Source organism: Paraprevotella xylaniphila YIT 11841 (assembly GCF_900683745.1).
In the GTDB taxonomy this organism is placed as follows: Bacteria; Bacteroidota; Bacteroidia; order Bacteroidales; family Bacteroidaceae; genus Paraprevotella; species Paraprevotella xylaniphila.
On record NZ_LR215980.1, the window covers coordinates 3,923,377 to 3,938,166 of the forward strand.

Consider the following 14,790-nt stretch of genomic DNA (forward strand, 5'->3'; position numbering starts at 1 on the left):
CCCCCATTGTGGGTCATCTCTTCTTCGGGCCTATTGCGTGTAGTATTCCCCGTAATAGAGTGCCCGGTACTGAATAGCGGAAAGAATTGCCTTGGTCTGTCCGTTCGTCTACTTTTTCGATGAAGCGTTCTGCGTCTTTTTCGGAAATCACGCCATCGTCTTGGAGTTTACGGATGGTGCGACGCTCGTAAGTGAGCATCATACGGATAGACTTGACGGTGAGCGCGTGGCGGTAAGCCTTCGGGTAATTTTGTTCCAGTTGCAAGGTGACGTGATTCATTCGGTCTATGTTATGGTTGATTTCCGTACGGAGAATGTCCAATCGTTTTTTCTGTTCGGGCGTGAGGAGTTCGGAAGCGTTGAGTTCGTTTAACAGGTTCAGGTCCTCGTTTTGTAAAATGATGAACCCTCTGGCCATGTCATATACGTTTACGATACGTTCGCGGAAGTAGAAACTGACACTGTCCCCCAAGTGAAGTTTCTTTTGAATATGAGTCAGGATGGAGGTTCGGTCGCAATAATCGAATATGGAAGGACGGAAATCCAACGTATACTGTCCGTCATGGTCATACATCTCGTCGAGAGAGTTCATCAAATGAAGGAATGTGGTTTTCGAAACGACACCTTCATCATAAAGTTGATGGCATACAGCCTTTTCGCGGTCCAATATACGGAGACGTATTTCGGAAAGGAATTCCATTGTGGGAAGAGTTCCAGACGAAGGCAACGGCAGAGACGGTGGAAGGTATTTTTTCACTTTGTTCCAGTTAGCATCATGCAATGTTGGCTTTGCAGACAGTTTTTCCATATATTTTTCTGCACTGTCGTGTAAGTATCCTTGGATTTTGGAATCTATCAGTACTCTGGCGTTGGAAACTTGTATTAAGCCCAATCGTCTCAATAGCCAACGCATGGTGGTGGCATTGATGGAAAGAGTGAGCGTGACGATACCGGCTGTGAGAAACAGGACCTGTCGCCTGATGTCTTCCGGAATCCCCGGTGTGTAAGAAACCATCAGGGCCAATGTCATGCCTAATGCTCCGCGAAGGCCGCCCCATGTCAGGATGACGGACTCGCGTTTGGAAAGTCCGTATCCCAATCTTTTCATAGCGGGGTAGAAAAGCATGATCATGGCAAAACGGATGAGGTTTAGTCCTACGTAGACAAGCAACAAAATGATGAGGTCGGACCAATTCAAGTCTACTTTCTCTGCAATGACCACGCCGACCATGATAAAAACCAATGTATTGGCTATGTGGGTAAGAAGTCCCCAAAACTTTTCCATGAATATGTTTACTTGCGGTTTCAGTCTGGGGCGTCCGGTATAAGAGATGGTCAGTCCGAAAGCCACTAAAGCGATGACACCGGATATGCCCATATAGTATTGGGACAGAATAAACGTGACGTAGGCAGAAAGGATGATGACGCTGTTTTGTATCATCTCCTCCGAGTTGATACGTGTAATGAACCATATTGTTAGTCGAGCCAGGCAGAATCCTAAAAGTATTCCTCCAATAACTACTTCCAGAAATTGCACTATGGGAGAAGCTATGCTTGCTCCACTAAGCGTATAGGCTCCGAAAAACAGCATGAAACATACTATGCCGGTTCCATCGTTGAGCAAAGACTCTCCGTCTACTAAAGTGGAAAAACGTTTGCTGGTACCCAGTTCGTGCAATAAAGCGACGACGGCTACCGGGTCGGTCGCGCTGATGAGGGCACCGAACATGAGAGCCAATGGCCATGTCCATGAGGCGTATTCCGGAACAAACAGGCTGATGCCAATCATGAGGGCGGCTGTAAGCAGCATACAGACGACTAATCCAGGGACAGCCAGTAGGGTGGAATTGGCTAATGTTTTTTTGAAGATGTGCATGTTCATTTCGTATGCCGCGTCGAATATCAAAATGGGGAGGAAAACATATAGAATGAAATCCGGATTCGTATCGGCTACGGTTGCCACTGCGTTTTCTACGCGTGGCATGAAGTCGAAATAGTGGAAACGGTTGAGGAGTCCTATCAATAAACCGAATACAAACAGTCCTACGGTATAGGGAAAGCCCGTTCGTCTCAGTATGGACTTTAATATAGCACCGACTAACAAGCCGACAATGGCCAACAGCAGGGGGGCCAGTAAGTTGAAATCTTCCATAATATTCTTTTTAATGGGTAGAAAAAGCTCTACTTTACAAATATAACGAAAAAAACCTACAAGATAGTATAATCTTGTAGGTTTCTATTGTTTTTATCGTAAAGTCTCCGCTTTTTTAGAAGAAGAGGTAACGATTGTCTTTTACTTCGGCCTTTTCATACAGTTCATTGGCAAAACGGCTGATGGCGCGCATGTTGAGGGACTCTTGTTGAGCCTCTTCTTTTTTAGCGTCGAACTTCTCGGCCGATTTGTTCTTGTTGATAACCTGCAACGTGTAAACTCCGGCATTGCCCTTGAACGGACCTGCGAATTGATTGGCCGCTGTTTTGCTGGCTACGGCACTCAATATCGGTTCGCTAGAGCCGGTCTTCATTACGAAAGCAGAGGCACTGAACGTCACGTGCTTGATGGTGTCGCTTACGGCACCTTGTACTTTCATGGCGTCTGCTATGCTTTTTGTCTGGGCCAGTTTCTCTTTCAGCATCTCGGCTTTTTTGTCCTTGATGACTTCTTGCGTGAGATATTCTTTCATATCCTCCATCGTGCGGTAACCGTCCTTGTGTATACCAGTAAGGATGGCCACAAGCATGTGATCGTTCTCACCACATTCGTAAAGAGGAGATACATTGCCTATTTCGGTGTCTTCATTGAATATCCATCGCATGGCCTCACGCGTGTTGCTTACTCCTCCTACATAATGTTCATTGCTGAACAAGTCTTTACGCTCTTGTAAGTTATAGCCGTTTTTCAGTGCTTTGGCTTCGATATCCTTTTGGGTAGGATTGGAAGCAATGAAGTGGCTGAAGTCGTTATAAGCCTTTGCATAAGTATCTTTGCTGAACTCAATCGGGCATTTGATTACGGCCACATCATATTTATTGATCATGGCACGGCGGTCTGTAACTTGTGCGATGATACATCCTTGGGCAAAGTCAATCTTTTCGGTGGCATTCACCGGCATGTTGGTGATGGTCTTGATAAACTTCAAGTTGTCGCCGTCCAAAGGAGCACCTTCATAATTACGTGAAGTAATCCATGTCTTTTCGCCGGTCTGGTTGTATTTCTTGGCGATGGAATCGAAAGCCACACCGTTGTGCAATGCCGTCATGATACTGTCGGCTGTCTTTTGGATGGCATTCATATCGGCACCTGCCACTTGTATTTGGCGGAGCTGAATGGAATCCGGTGCGGAAATCTTGTTGATTACCTTGATGATGTTCATCGTGTTGTCTCCTGCATAATAATAGGGAGCTTTCATCTGTCCTACAGCCATGGAATCCAATTGTGAAGCTATGTCGTTGGGGAATATGTTCTTGCTGACCGGAAGCGGACTGTAATTAATCGTAGAGCCGCTCTCACGGACAATTTTAGCAATGTCGCCTCCGGCAGCCAACGCTGTGGCAGTCTCCGCCATGTCTTTGTCTAAGGCTGCCTTGTCGGCTGCGCTGGCTTTGACCTGTACATCAATGAATTTGATGTCGCGGCTTTCGGCTGTTTGCTTGAATCTTTCTTTCAACTCATTGTATTTGGCTTTTAAATCGCTTTCTTCCACTTTGATATCTTTGTCATTAATGGTAGAGTAGGGCACGGCAGCCATGATAATGTCGCTTTCATTGGCACGTGCCTCGAATGCGGCCTTGTCTATGATTTTGTTGCCTAACATCGCTTTGCCCAACAGTACTTGGTATTTTTGCGCAAGACTTTCCTGACGGAGGGTCTTTTCAATGAACATCCAGAATTTGTAGAGACTGTTATAGTAGTCCATGTATTCGGCCGGCATCTGTTCGCTTTTGGTTTTCATGCCTTCATAATCGGTCAGGAATTTCTTCAGGACATTGGCATCGAAACGGCCAGTTTGTTCGTTGCGGAAAGGTGTTTGCATCAGTATGGGGCTGTTGCCTTCCGAAATGATGGATTGGATTTCTGCGTCAGTGACGGTCAGTCCCAACTCTTCAGCTTCGTGCTCGATGAGTTTGTTGTTGACGTATGTGTTCCAAACTTGGTCGCGCAATTGGGTAAGCTGTTGGTCGTTGAGTGCACTGTTGCCACTGGTGAACTTCACAACTTCCGCATATTCGTCCACTAAGTTTTGGAATTCATGTACTGAAATCCGCTCTCCGTAAATTTCGCCGACTTGCTGCTTGCTTTCGTTAGAAGCAGACTGGATGGAGCGCATGGCTTCTTCGGCAATGAATGCAAAAAGAGCCACGCCGATCACGATGACCAACAAAGGCCCCTTAGCTCTGATTTTCTGTAATGTTGCCATTGATTTAAATGATTATTGTTTTTATTATTTTCTTTAAACGATTTAAGCGCACGAAGATACAAAAATCTTCGCACATATTCATGTCTGTCAGGCTAAATTTTAGTTATTCGATGATTTTCAGACGTACAAGTTCTATTTTTGTCGTTGTATTCTTGATGATTTTGAACTCGAAATGGCCGAATCTGATGATTTCGTTCAGTTTCGGAAAGCTTTGGTATTGATGTAGAATTAATCCGCTGACGGTGACATATTCTTCGGATTCCGGCAAATCCAATCCCAACAATTCATTGGCTTTTTCTATTTCCAGTCGTCCGGACAGGACGTATTCATTCTCATCAACCTTTTGGGCAATGTAGTTTGTATTGTCGTGTTCGTCTTCAATATCGCCGAAGATTTCTTCTACTAAATCTTCCATCGTTACGATTCCCGAAGTTCCGCCGAATTCGTCTACTACGATAGCCAGAGATTTTTTCTGCTGCATGAACTTCTTTAATAACTTCTGGGCAGACATCGTTTCCGGGACCACAGGAGTTTCTTTAATTCGTAAAGTCCAGTCAGCCGGATTCCGGAACATTTCGGATGAATGGATAAAGCCTACGATATGATCAATGTCTTCTTTGTAAACGATGATTTTGGAATTTCCGCTTTCAATAAACCTGTTTTTAAGGTTTTCTATGGATGAACTGATTTCCACCGCTTCTATTTCTGTTCGCGGCACCATACAGTCCCGAACCTTGACTTCCGAGAAGTACAGGGCATTTTGGAATATCTTGATTTCATCCGTAATTTCGTTTTCATTTTGAACCGATTCGATGCTGGACTGTATCAGGTTGTCCAAGTCTATTTTGGTAAAAGCCTGTTCCGACGCTTTTTTGTTTACTTTAAGTCCCATCAGGCGCAATATGCCGCGAGATAACGCACTGGTGAATTTGGATACGGGATAAAGTAGAATGTAGATGATAAACGCCGGAACGGCGAATATCTTCAGCATACGGTTCGGGTTTATCTTGAATAGCGTTTTCGGAAGGAACTCTCCAGTTACTAACACGATTAGGGTTGAAATGATGGTTTGCAGAGCCACATTCAGCCCTTCATTTTGGTTTAAGTGGATCGGGGAAAGGACGAATTCGTTAATCACTCCTGCCATTAAAATACCATAGATGACCAACGCAATGTTGTTTCCGACCAAAAGGGTTGAGATGAAATCATTTGGGCGTGTATAGAATATGGTCAGAATTTTGGACGTCAGACTGGCATCGCTGCGGTCCAGTTCGACTCGAAGTTTGTTGGAAGAGACAAATGCAATTTCCATCCCCGAGAAAAAAGCGGAGAGCAACAGTATGATGATGATTTCTATAATGGTCAGTGTCATGGCTGATTGGGTTTGGTGGGAGCGGCACGCATGACCGAGTCATTGGAGGACGAACTGCCACTATCGCTGAAAGGCGTTTCGGCATTGGCATTGCTGACAGAGTAGCGTGTCATTTGCTCGTTGGAACGGAAATTATAACCTTGTAGGAATTCATCCGGTTTCCGGATGGTCATGAACATGTTGGAATACATTTCGTGACGGTCCATATCCCAAAAAAGTTCTTCGCTGGTAAAGACAGTACCCTCTTGGTTTCGTATAACCACACGTCCGCGCAACTCCCATAGTTGTTGGTTGTGGCAATATGCCGTATCCGATTGCACAAACCAATCGATGTGGAACGTGGAGTCGAACTTTTCCAAAAGTATGCCTTTTACGAAAGTCCATCGCGGCGGATTGGTCGTATTGTAGATATTCCATTCTTCTGCCGTGATTTTATAGCGGATGACTCCGGAGTCCGAAATAAGGGTCGAGATGCCCCATGATTGCATGAAAGGTAAGGAGTCGTTTTCGTTTATGGCCGGAGCGTGGTTTGACTTTTCCGTAGAACACGAGAGTACTAAAATAAGCATAACAGTCGCCCAAACGGAGACTGTTATGTGGGTCGAACGGGACAATCCCGCCGTAGACTTTATCTTACTTTTCCTCATTATTGAATCTTCCATTTCATGAACCATCTTTCGTTGAACGTAATACCGACGTTGAGCCGCAGGTAGTTTTCTGTAATCAAAGATGATACGCCGGGAACGGATCTGCCCCATTGAAATGCGATATTGACCACGGAACGGTTATTGATATTGTTGGATACGGGGAGGGCGAATCCCGCCGTTACGCCGAATTCCCGTGGGCCGTCATGTCCGTTTACCTTATAATAAGGTGTGGAAAAGGATGCTCCTGCGCGGTACTGTACTCGTCTTAAATATTTATTGCTGTAACGGTCCGGTTGGAACTCACCTCCGATAACAATTTTGGTACGGTTCATATAGTTTTCCGTAGTGCTGACAAACTTGTCGTTTATGATTTGAGGCACGCGGCATTCTCCCCACCTTTGATGAGTTACGTCCAAACCTATTTTCCATTGTTCTTTGTGTGCCCACGCCAATCCGACTCCGAAAGATGTGGGTAGTTCAAAAGCCTTTTCTATGACTGATTTCGTGGTGTCTCCATTGGCCACATAACTGTAATAATGGGCGGGAGAGTTGATCGCATGTCCGATACCGTATGTAATACCGGGAGTCAAAACGTCGTTTTTACCAAGTTGTATAGGATATTGTATACCGATATCTATTTTATAAGATGAGAGGTCGGCATCTATTTGTCGACGTAATCCGTTGCTTGCGCTAGTGGCTGTTCCATTTTCATAAAATGTCTGTGTGATGTTTTGGGCATAGTTTCCCCAAACGTATCCGAAATTGGCTCCGATAGACAAATCTGCAAACGGATTCCACCCCAAACCCACGTACACCTCATGCAGCCCTCCGTCGCCGGTATAGCTGTTGGTATAAGTCATGGTCGAACCGCTGTTGAAATGGTCGCCCAGATATTTGCTTTCCGAGAAGTTGTATCCAATACTGGAAAAAGGAATAAAACCGAATGAAAATCCCAGTCCCGGGCACAAACGGAAGCCGGCGTTGATATAGTCCAACGTTGTGTTGTGCGCATTGATACTATTACCTCCACTTTTGAAATTTACGTTTTGCAGCGTGAGGCCTACGTCGAATATGAATGATAAAGAGTCTATGGCAGAGTAAGATGCCGGATTTTGCATGTTGATGCGGTTCCCGTCGCGAAAGCCCAGTGCCACTCCGCTCATAGCCTTGTTGAAACCTTGCGACTGGTCTTTCAAGCTGCCGAGTCCGAAGCGGGAATACGGGGAGTTTGAACCATTGGTTTGTGCGGGAGCATATAGTGTTGCCATGGTCAGCAACACGCATAGTATAAGTTTATGACTGCTCATTATTAAATGCTAATATTCGGTTTAGCCCTCTGGGCACTATATATTTGTCTGCAAAGATGAGATTTTTTATTTTGCTATCAAAGTTAAAAATATCGCCGCCAGTTAAAAAAACCAAAAGGGACGGGTATTTTTCTTGGAAATATTTGATGCGCCCTTCAATTTCAAACTTCATACCCTGAATGACTCCGGAGCGGATAGACGTTTCCGTGTCATATCCGATGTCCAAGAGCGGCCCCTCGCTGTCTATCAACGGAAGTTTGGCCGTGAAAGCGCGGAGGCTTTTTAGGCGCATTTGAAGTCCTGGGGAAATGCACCCCCCCTTGTAATGTCCGTTTTTGTCGATGAATTCGTAGGTCAGGCATGTCCCGGCATCGACAATAAGGATGTCATGTCCAGGATATTGCATGTAGGCACCGACGGCCGCAGCCAACCGGTCCGCCCCCAACGTATCCGGAGTCCGGTAATCGTTTGTAATCGGGACGGGAGTCTGTGCATTTAAATACAACAAAGGGAAGTCGAGCCTTTTCAGTTGTCGTTCGGCTTCTGCGGTGATGCCGAACACACTTCCTACGATACCTTGTTTAAACGCATATTTATTCACGAACTCCGGCAGGCGTTCCAGTGTTTCATTTGAGGTCTTGATTTCTTCCACCGGAGTGTCACCGTCAAAGGCTACCAGTTTGGCCAACGTATTTCCTATGTCTATGATTAAGTTCACGTGTTCATGCTTTGCGGTTGCAAAGTTAATCAAAAAATAACATGGCAGATTAATTCTTTGTCAAAAAGATGCTCGTCTCGCTTTTTTCTGTGAATGGCATGGGGCAAAAGGGAAAATGCACTAACTTTGCAAAGCTAAATATGGCATGGAATGAGATATTTGAGATTTTTGTTTTTATACACCCTATTATATATAGGAGGAGTGGCTCATGCCTTTCGGGCCGACTCTGTTGAGGTTAGCCTTTTGACTTGTTCTCCCGGAACCGAGGTTTATTCTTTGTATGGCCATACGGCCATTCGTGTGAAATCATATACCACGGCGGAGGATTGGGTTTTTAATTACGGGGTGTTCAGCTTTAACCGTCCGAATTTTATATGGCGCTTTACGCGAGGCGAGTGTGATTATCAGATTGGAGCCTTGCCTTTTGCTTACTTTGCCGAGGAATATGAAGAGCGCGGGTCGACCGTCTATCAGCAAGTGCTGAATCTGAGTGCGTCGGAGAAGGAACGGCTTTGGACGTTGTTGGTAGAGAATATGCGTCCGGAAAACAGGGAATACCGCTACAACTTTCTTTATGATAATTGTACGACGCGGGCGCGCGACCGTATAGAGGAGGCTGTGGAAGGAAAGATTATTTATCCGGAACAGGACACTGTCCGTACATGTCGCGAGATTATTCATCAGTATACGGCTCAGCATCCTTGGGCGGAATTGGGTAATGACATTTGTTTGGGGGCGGAGGCCGACCGTCCTATTTCTGTACGTGACGAGATGTTCGCTCCTTTTTATTTGTTGCGTTACGCCAATGACGCGGTGATTCAGGAATCTGACGGCAGTACGCGGCCGTTGGTGTTGTCTCAATCGGAAGTGGTTGAAGGGCGTGATGTGGAAATACAGAAAGAATTCCCTTGGTCTCCGGCACTGTCAGCATGGATACTTTTCTTTTGCGTGGCGGGGTTGACCGTAGTGGAACGGTGGCGTCATGCATGTTTTTGGGGGATAGACATTTTTTTGATGTCATTGGTCGGAGGAATCGGATTGGTGGTCACGTTTCTCTTTTTCTTCTCCGTTCATCCCACAGTAGGCTCGAATTGGCAGATTTGGGTCTTCAATCCCATTCCGTTGGTGGCCATGCCGTGGGTGGTTTGGTGTGCAGTTAAAAGGAGAAAAACTTACTACCATCCATTAAACGCGTCGGTTTTAATATTATTTATGTTTTTTTCTGCCCTGATACCACAAGATTTCTGTGTGGTAATTGTACCTTTGGCCTTAGCTTTGTTGCTACGTTCGTGTAGTTATTGGATAAGCTATCGAAAAAAAGAAAAATAAGCAAGCCATGCATTATAGAAGCTATCGTTTTCTGACTCCGTTGATTATGGTACTGACCTGGGCCAATATGGAAGCCCAGACGTCGCATCCTGTCCCTCGGTTGGTGGTCAACGTGACGATAGACCAGTTGCGTACGGACTATATGGAAGCCTTTTCTTCGCTTTTCGGAGCCGGAGGTTTCAATAAGGTGATGCGCGACGGGCGTAGCTATATGGATGCAGCCTATCCTTTTTCCCACATAGACCGTGCCTCGGCAGTGGCATGTATCATGACGGGCACGGTGCCTTACGATAATGGAATCGTGGGCGGACGTTGGATGGATCGTAAGACTTTGCGTCCGATGTATTGTGTGGACGACACAGCGTGCGAGGGATGGCTGACTTCCGAGAAGTACTCTCCGGTGGCGTTGAATGTATCGACCGTCACCGATGAACTGAAGATGGCTACCGGAGGGCGGGCTTTGGTGTACAGCATTGCCCCGGATGCCGATGCTGCAATCTTAGCAGCCGGGCATGCCGCCGACGGTGCTTTTTGGATAGACAATGCTTCCGGGCAGTGGAGCAGTACGTCTTATTATGGCCAGTATCCGGATTGGGCCTTACGTTATGATGTTTCCGACCGTTTGTCCGGTCGTATTTCCGATTTGTCCTGGACCCCAATCAGTCCGATTGTAGAGAATTTCAATTTCTTTATTTCGCCTCAAGAGAGCAAAGGGTTCACACATAAGTTTGCAGGGGACCGTAAGATTTATGAGTTCAAGACCAGTGCCTATGTCAATGACGAGGTCAACCGTTTCGCCAAACATTGTTTGGATCATACCGAGTTGGGCGAAGACCTTGTGACGGATTTCCTGTCTCTGACGTATTATGCGGGGACGTTCGATCATAAGCCGGTAGCCGAGGTTCCGGTAGAGTTGCAGGACACGTATGTGCGCCTTGACCTTGAATTGGCAGAGTTGATTACGATGTTGGAAAAGAAAGTAGGAGCCGGGCGTTTTTTATTGGTCGTTACTTCTACGGGATATACCGATGACGAAATCACCGATTTCTCGAAATACCGTATACCCACCGGTACGTTCAGCGTGACGCGTGCTTCTGCGTTGTTGAACATGTACCTGATGGCAGTATATGGCCAAGGGCAGTATGTCGAGACGGAGTTCGGCTCGCAACTGTTCTTAAACCAGAAACTTATAGAAGACAAACAACTGAATTTGAGCGACGTGCTGACACGTGCGCAGGCTTTCTTGATACAGATGGCCGGTGTAAAAGACGTGTACACTTCCCAACGGTTGGCTTTGTCTGCGGGAGAGACCGAAATACGCCGTTTGAGGAACAGCTTCAACCAGATGCGTTCGGGAGATATTTTCATTGAAGTATCTCCAGGTTGGAAGGTTGTCAACGAAGAGACGCATGAACAGACCTTGGAAAGGGCTTCATACGTAGGTTTTCCCATTTTCTTTTTCGGGTGTAACGTACGGCCTGAAACGGTAAAGACGCCGGTGACGGTGGATTGTATCGCCCCCACTGTGGCCCGTTTCATGCGTATCCGCGCTCCCAACGCATGTTCCGCAGCCCCTTTATCGGCCGTCCGCTGATGAAGATATTTAAATAATTTTCTATTCTTTTACTTTTTTTGATTAACTTTGCGCAAAGAAGCGCAAAGCGCATCGCGTGAATAAAAAAACAAAACAAAATATATGGATATAAACAAGTTTTTGAGCAAGCTTTTCGGGAATAAGTCTACCCGGGACATGAAGTTGATTCAGCCGTTGGTAGAGACCGTGAAAAAAGCTTACCCTGAAATTCAGGCACTCAGTAATGATGCCCTGCGTGCCAAGACGCAGGAAGTGAAAAAGTACGTGCAGTCTTCGGCCGACGACCTCAAGGCTAAAATTGCAGAGTTGAAGGCAAAGGTGGAAGAAATGCCGATTGAAGACCGTTCTTCTCTTTTTTCGCAGATTGACAAGTTGGAGAAAGACGTGTTGGAACGCTACGAACAGGCTTTGAACGAAGTCATGCCGGTGGTGTTCTCCATCGTGAAGTCCACGGCCGAGCGTTTTGCCACTCAGGAAATCGTGGACGTGACGGCCAACGATTTTGACCGCGAGTTGGCGGCAAAGTTCGATTTCGTGGACATTGAGGGCGACACGGCGCATTACCACAATCATTGGACGGCCGGAGGAAACGATACGGTGTGGAATATGATACACTACGACGTGCAGCTTTTCGGTGGTGTCGTGCTGCACCAAGGCAAGATTGCCGAGATGGCGACCGGAGAGGGTAAAACATTGGTGGCAACCCTGCCTGTGTTCCTGAATGCCCTGACCGGAAACGGCGTGCATGTGGTGACGGTCAATGACTATCTGGCCAAGCGTGACTCCGAGTGGATGGGGCCGCTCTACATGTTCCACGGTTTGAGTGTGGACTGTATCGACAAGCATCAGCCCAACAGCGACGCCCGCCGTCGTGCCTATCTGGCCGACATCACGTTCGGAACGAACAACGAGTTCGGTTTCGACTACTTGCGCGACAATATGGCAACGAATCCCAAGGATTTGGTGCAACGTGCACACAATTACGCCATCGTGGACGAGGTCGACTCCGTATTGATCGACGATGCCCGTACGCCGTTGATTATATCCGGGCCTGTGCCTAAAGGCGATGACCAGTTGTTCGAACAATACCAGCCTTTGGTAGAGAAGTTGGTGGGCGTACAGCGCCAGTTGGCTACGCAATATCTGGCCGAGGCCAAGCAGATGATAGCTTCGGGAGACAAGGAAAAGGTGGAGCAGGGATTCCTGCAACTGTACCGTAGCCATAAGGCGTTGCCCAAGAACAAACCTTTGATCAAGTATTTGTCCGAACAGGGAATCAAGTCCGGTATGTTGAAGACCGAGGAAATCTATATGGAAAACAACAACAAGCGCATGCCCGAGGCTGTGGAACCGTTGTATTTCGTTGTGGATGAGAAGTTGAACAGCGTGGATTTGACGGACAAGGGTTTTGCCTGGTTGTCTAAGGCTACTTCCGATCCGGATTTGTTCGTCATGCCAGACATCACGTCGGCCATGTCGGCTTTGGAGGCGGACAAGTCGCTTTCCGACGAAGAGCGCGTGATGAAGAAAGACCAACTCTATTCCGATTATGCCGTGAAGAGCGAGCGTATGCATACCTTGCAGCAGTTGCTGAAAGCTTACACCATGTTCAACCGCGACGATGAATATGTCATCATCGACGGCGAGGTGAAGATTGTGGACGAGCAGACGGGACGTATCATGGACGGGCGCCGTTGGAGCGACGGCTTGCATCAGGCTGTGGAAGCCAAGGAACATGTCAAGGTGCAGGCTGCCACCCAGACTTTTGCCACGATTACCTTGCAGAACTATTTCCGCATGTATCATAAGTTGGCGGGTATGACCGGTACGGCCGTGACCGAGGCCGGAGAGTTCTGGGACATCTATAAACTCGATGTGGTGGAGATTCCGACCAACCGTCCGATTGCACGTAAGGACATGAACGACCGTGTGTATAAGACACAGCGTGAAAAGTATAAGGCCGTCATCACGGAAATAGAAGAACTGGTAAAGGCCGGACGTCCCGTTTTGGTCGGTACGACTTCGGTGGAGATTTCCGAGATGTTGAGCAAGATGTTGCAGATGCGTAAGATTCCTCACAACGTGTTGAACGCCAAGTTGCACCAACAGGAGGCGGATATCGTGGCGCAGGCCGGACAAAGCAGTACGGTGACCATTGCCACCAATATGGCCGGTCGTGGTACCGACATCAAGCTGAGCGACGAGGTGAAGAAAGCCGGTGGTTTGGCCATTATCGGTACGGAGCGTCATGAGAGCCGTCGTGTAGACCGTCAGTTGCGCGGTCGTGCCGGACGTCAGGGAGACCCGGGTTCATCCGTTTTCTTCGTGTCCTTGGAGGACAAGCTGATGCGTCTGTTTGCCAGCGAACGGATTTCCAGGGTGATGGACAAGTTGGGCTTTGAAGACGGCGAGATGATTGAACACAAGATGATCAGCAATGCCATCGAGCGTGCCCAGAAGAAGGTGGAAGAGAACCACTTCGGCGTGCGCAAGCGTCTGTTGGAATACGACGACGTGATGAACAAACAGCGTACGGTGGTTTATGAGAAGCGTCGCCACGCCCTGATGGGGGAGCGTATCGGGATGGACATCTCCAATATGATTTGGGACCGTTGCGTGAATATCATCGAGAATAATGACTACCAGGGATGCAAGGAAGGATTTATCGAGGTCATGGCCATGGAAGTGCCGTTTACGGAGGACGAGATGAACAGCATGAAGCGTGAAGATTTGTGCGAAAAGGCCTTCCAGGCTGCCATGGAACGTTTCAAGCAAAAGACGGATATGTTGGCTGCTGTGGCCCAGCCTGTCATCAAACAGGTGTATGAGGCACAAGGGCACATGTATGAGAACATCATGGTGCCCGTGACGGACGGACGTCGTATTTATCAGATTTCCACTCCGCTCAAAGAGGCTTACGAAACGGAAAGCCGTTCCATCGTGAAGGCTTTCGAGAAGGCCATCATGCTGCATACCATCGACGAGGCGTGGAAAGAGAACTTGCGCGAACTGGACGAGCTGAAACATTCCGTACAGAACGCTAGCTACGAACAGAAAGACCCCTTGTTGATTTTCAAACTCGAAAGCGTGAAGCTCTTCGATGCCATGGTGGACAAGATTAACAACCAGACCGTCAGCGTACTGATGCGCGGGCAGATTCCGGTGCAGCAGCCCGAACAGGTGCGTGAGGCCGAACCGGAACCGGCTCCCCGTCAGGAGAGATACGTGGAATCCCGCGAGGACTTGACCGACCCCAACCAGGAGGCAGCTGCCCGTCAGGATACGCGTGAACCGCAGAAGCAGCAACCGGTAGTGGCTGAGAAGCTTCCGGGACGTAACGACCCTTGTCCTTGCGGTAGCGGAAAGAAATTTAAGAACTGTCACGGACGCGGGTTGTAAATCGGC

Annotated in this window: 9 protein-coding genes; 3 read left to right on the forward strand and 6 right to left on the reverse strand. The window is 47.5% G+C overall.

What is annotated here, in order from left to right; genetic code table 11:
• Positions 1–13: 13 nt before the first annotated feature.
• The 6 genes from E0E47_RS16355 to E0E47_RS16380 form a co-directional block, all read right to left on the reverse strand.
• Positions 14–2,152 (reverse strand): cation:proton antiporter, encoded by a 2,139-nt coding sequence (locus tag E0E47_RS16355; RefSeq protein ID WP_130894206.1) that lies wholly within the window; start codon positions 2,150–2,152, stop codon positions 14–16.
• A gap of 115 nt (positions 2,153–2,267) precedes the next feature.
• Positions 2,268–4,418 carry a peptidylprolyl isomerase gene (locus E0E47_RS16360; protein WP_130894207.1) on the reverse strand — a complete coding sequence of 717 codons (2,151 nt, stop codon included), beginning with the start codon at positions 4,416–4,418 and terminating at the stop codon, positions 2,268–2,270.
• A 103-nt stretch (positions 4,419–4,521) separates the two neighbouring features.
• The gene (locus E0E47_RS16365; protein WP_008626995.1) at positions 4,522–5,790 is read right to left on the reverse strand and encodes a hemolysin family protein; all 1,269 of its coding nucleotides are present in this window, start codon (positions 5,788–5,790) and stop codon (positions 4,522–4,524) included.
• A complete protein-coding gene (gene lptC, locus E0E47_RS16370) occupies positions 5,787–6,452 on the reverse strand; it encodes an LPS export ABC transporter periplasmic protein LptC (RefSeq protein WP_008626997.1) in 666 nt (221 codons plus the stop codon). The genes E0E47_RS16365 and lptC overlap by 4 nt, the downstream gene beginning before the upstream one ends.
• The gene (gene bamG, locus E0E47_RS16375) at positions 6,437–7,705 is read right to left on the reverse strand and encodes a BamG family beta-barrel-assembly machinery protein (RefSeq protein WP_232038487.1); all 1,269 of its coding nucleotides are present in this window, start codon (positions 7,703–7,705) and stop codon (positions 6,437–6,439) included. The genes lptC and bamG overlap by 16 nt, the downstream gene beginning before the upstream one ends.
• Positions 7,706–7,730: 25 nt before the next feature.
• On the reverse strand, positions 7,731–8,462 hold the full coding sequence (locus E0E47_RS16380; RefSeq protein WP_021980636.1) for a type III pantothenate kinase: 732 nt from the start codon (positions 8,460–8,462) through the stop codon (positions 7,731–7,733).
• 150 nt (positions 8,463–8,612) lie between these two features.
• On the opposite strand from E0E47_RS16380, the gene E0E47_RS16385 reads away from it, so the two are divergent.
• The 3 genes from E0E47_RS16385 (at position 8,613) to secA (ending at position 14,784) form a co-directional block, all read left to right on the forward strand.
• Positions 8,613–9,791 carry an Lnb N-terminal periplasmic domain-containing protein gene (locus tag E0E47_RS16385; RefSeq protein ID WP_172604729.1) on the forward strand — a complete coding sequence of 393 codons (1,179 nt, stop codon included), beginning with the start codon at positions 8,613–8,615 and terminating at the stop codon, positions 9,789–9,791.
• Positions 9,792–9,837: 46 nt separating this feature from the next.
• The gene (locus E0E47_RS16390; protein WP_008627004.1) at positions 9,838–11,385 is read left to right on the forward strand and encodes an alkaline phosphatase family protein; all 1,548 of its coding nucleotides are present in this window, start codon (positions 9,838–9,840) and stop codon (positions 11,383–11,385) included.
• Between the two features lie 102 nt (positions 11,386–11,487).
• A complete protein-coding gene (secA, locus tag E0E47_RS16395) occupies positions 11,488–14,784 on the forward strand; it encodes a preprotein translocase subunit SecA (RefSeq protein WP_008627007.1) in 3,297 nt (1,098 codons plus the stop codon).
• Positions 14,785–14,790: the final 6 nt, after the last annotated feature.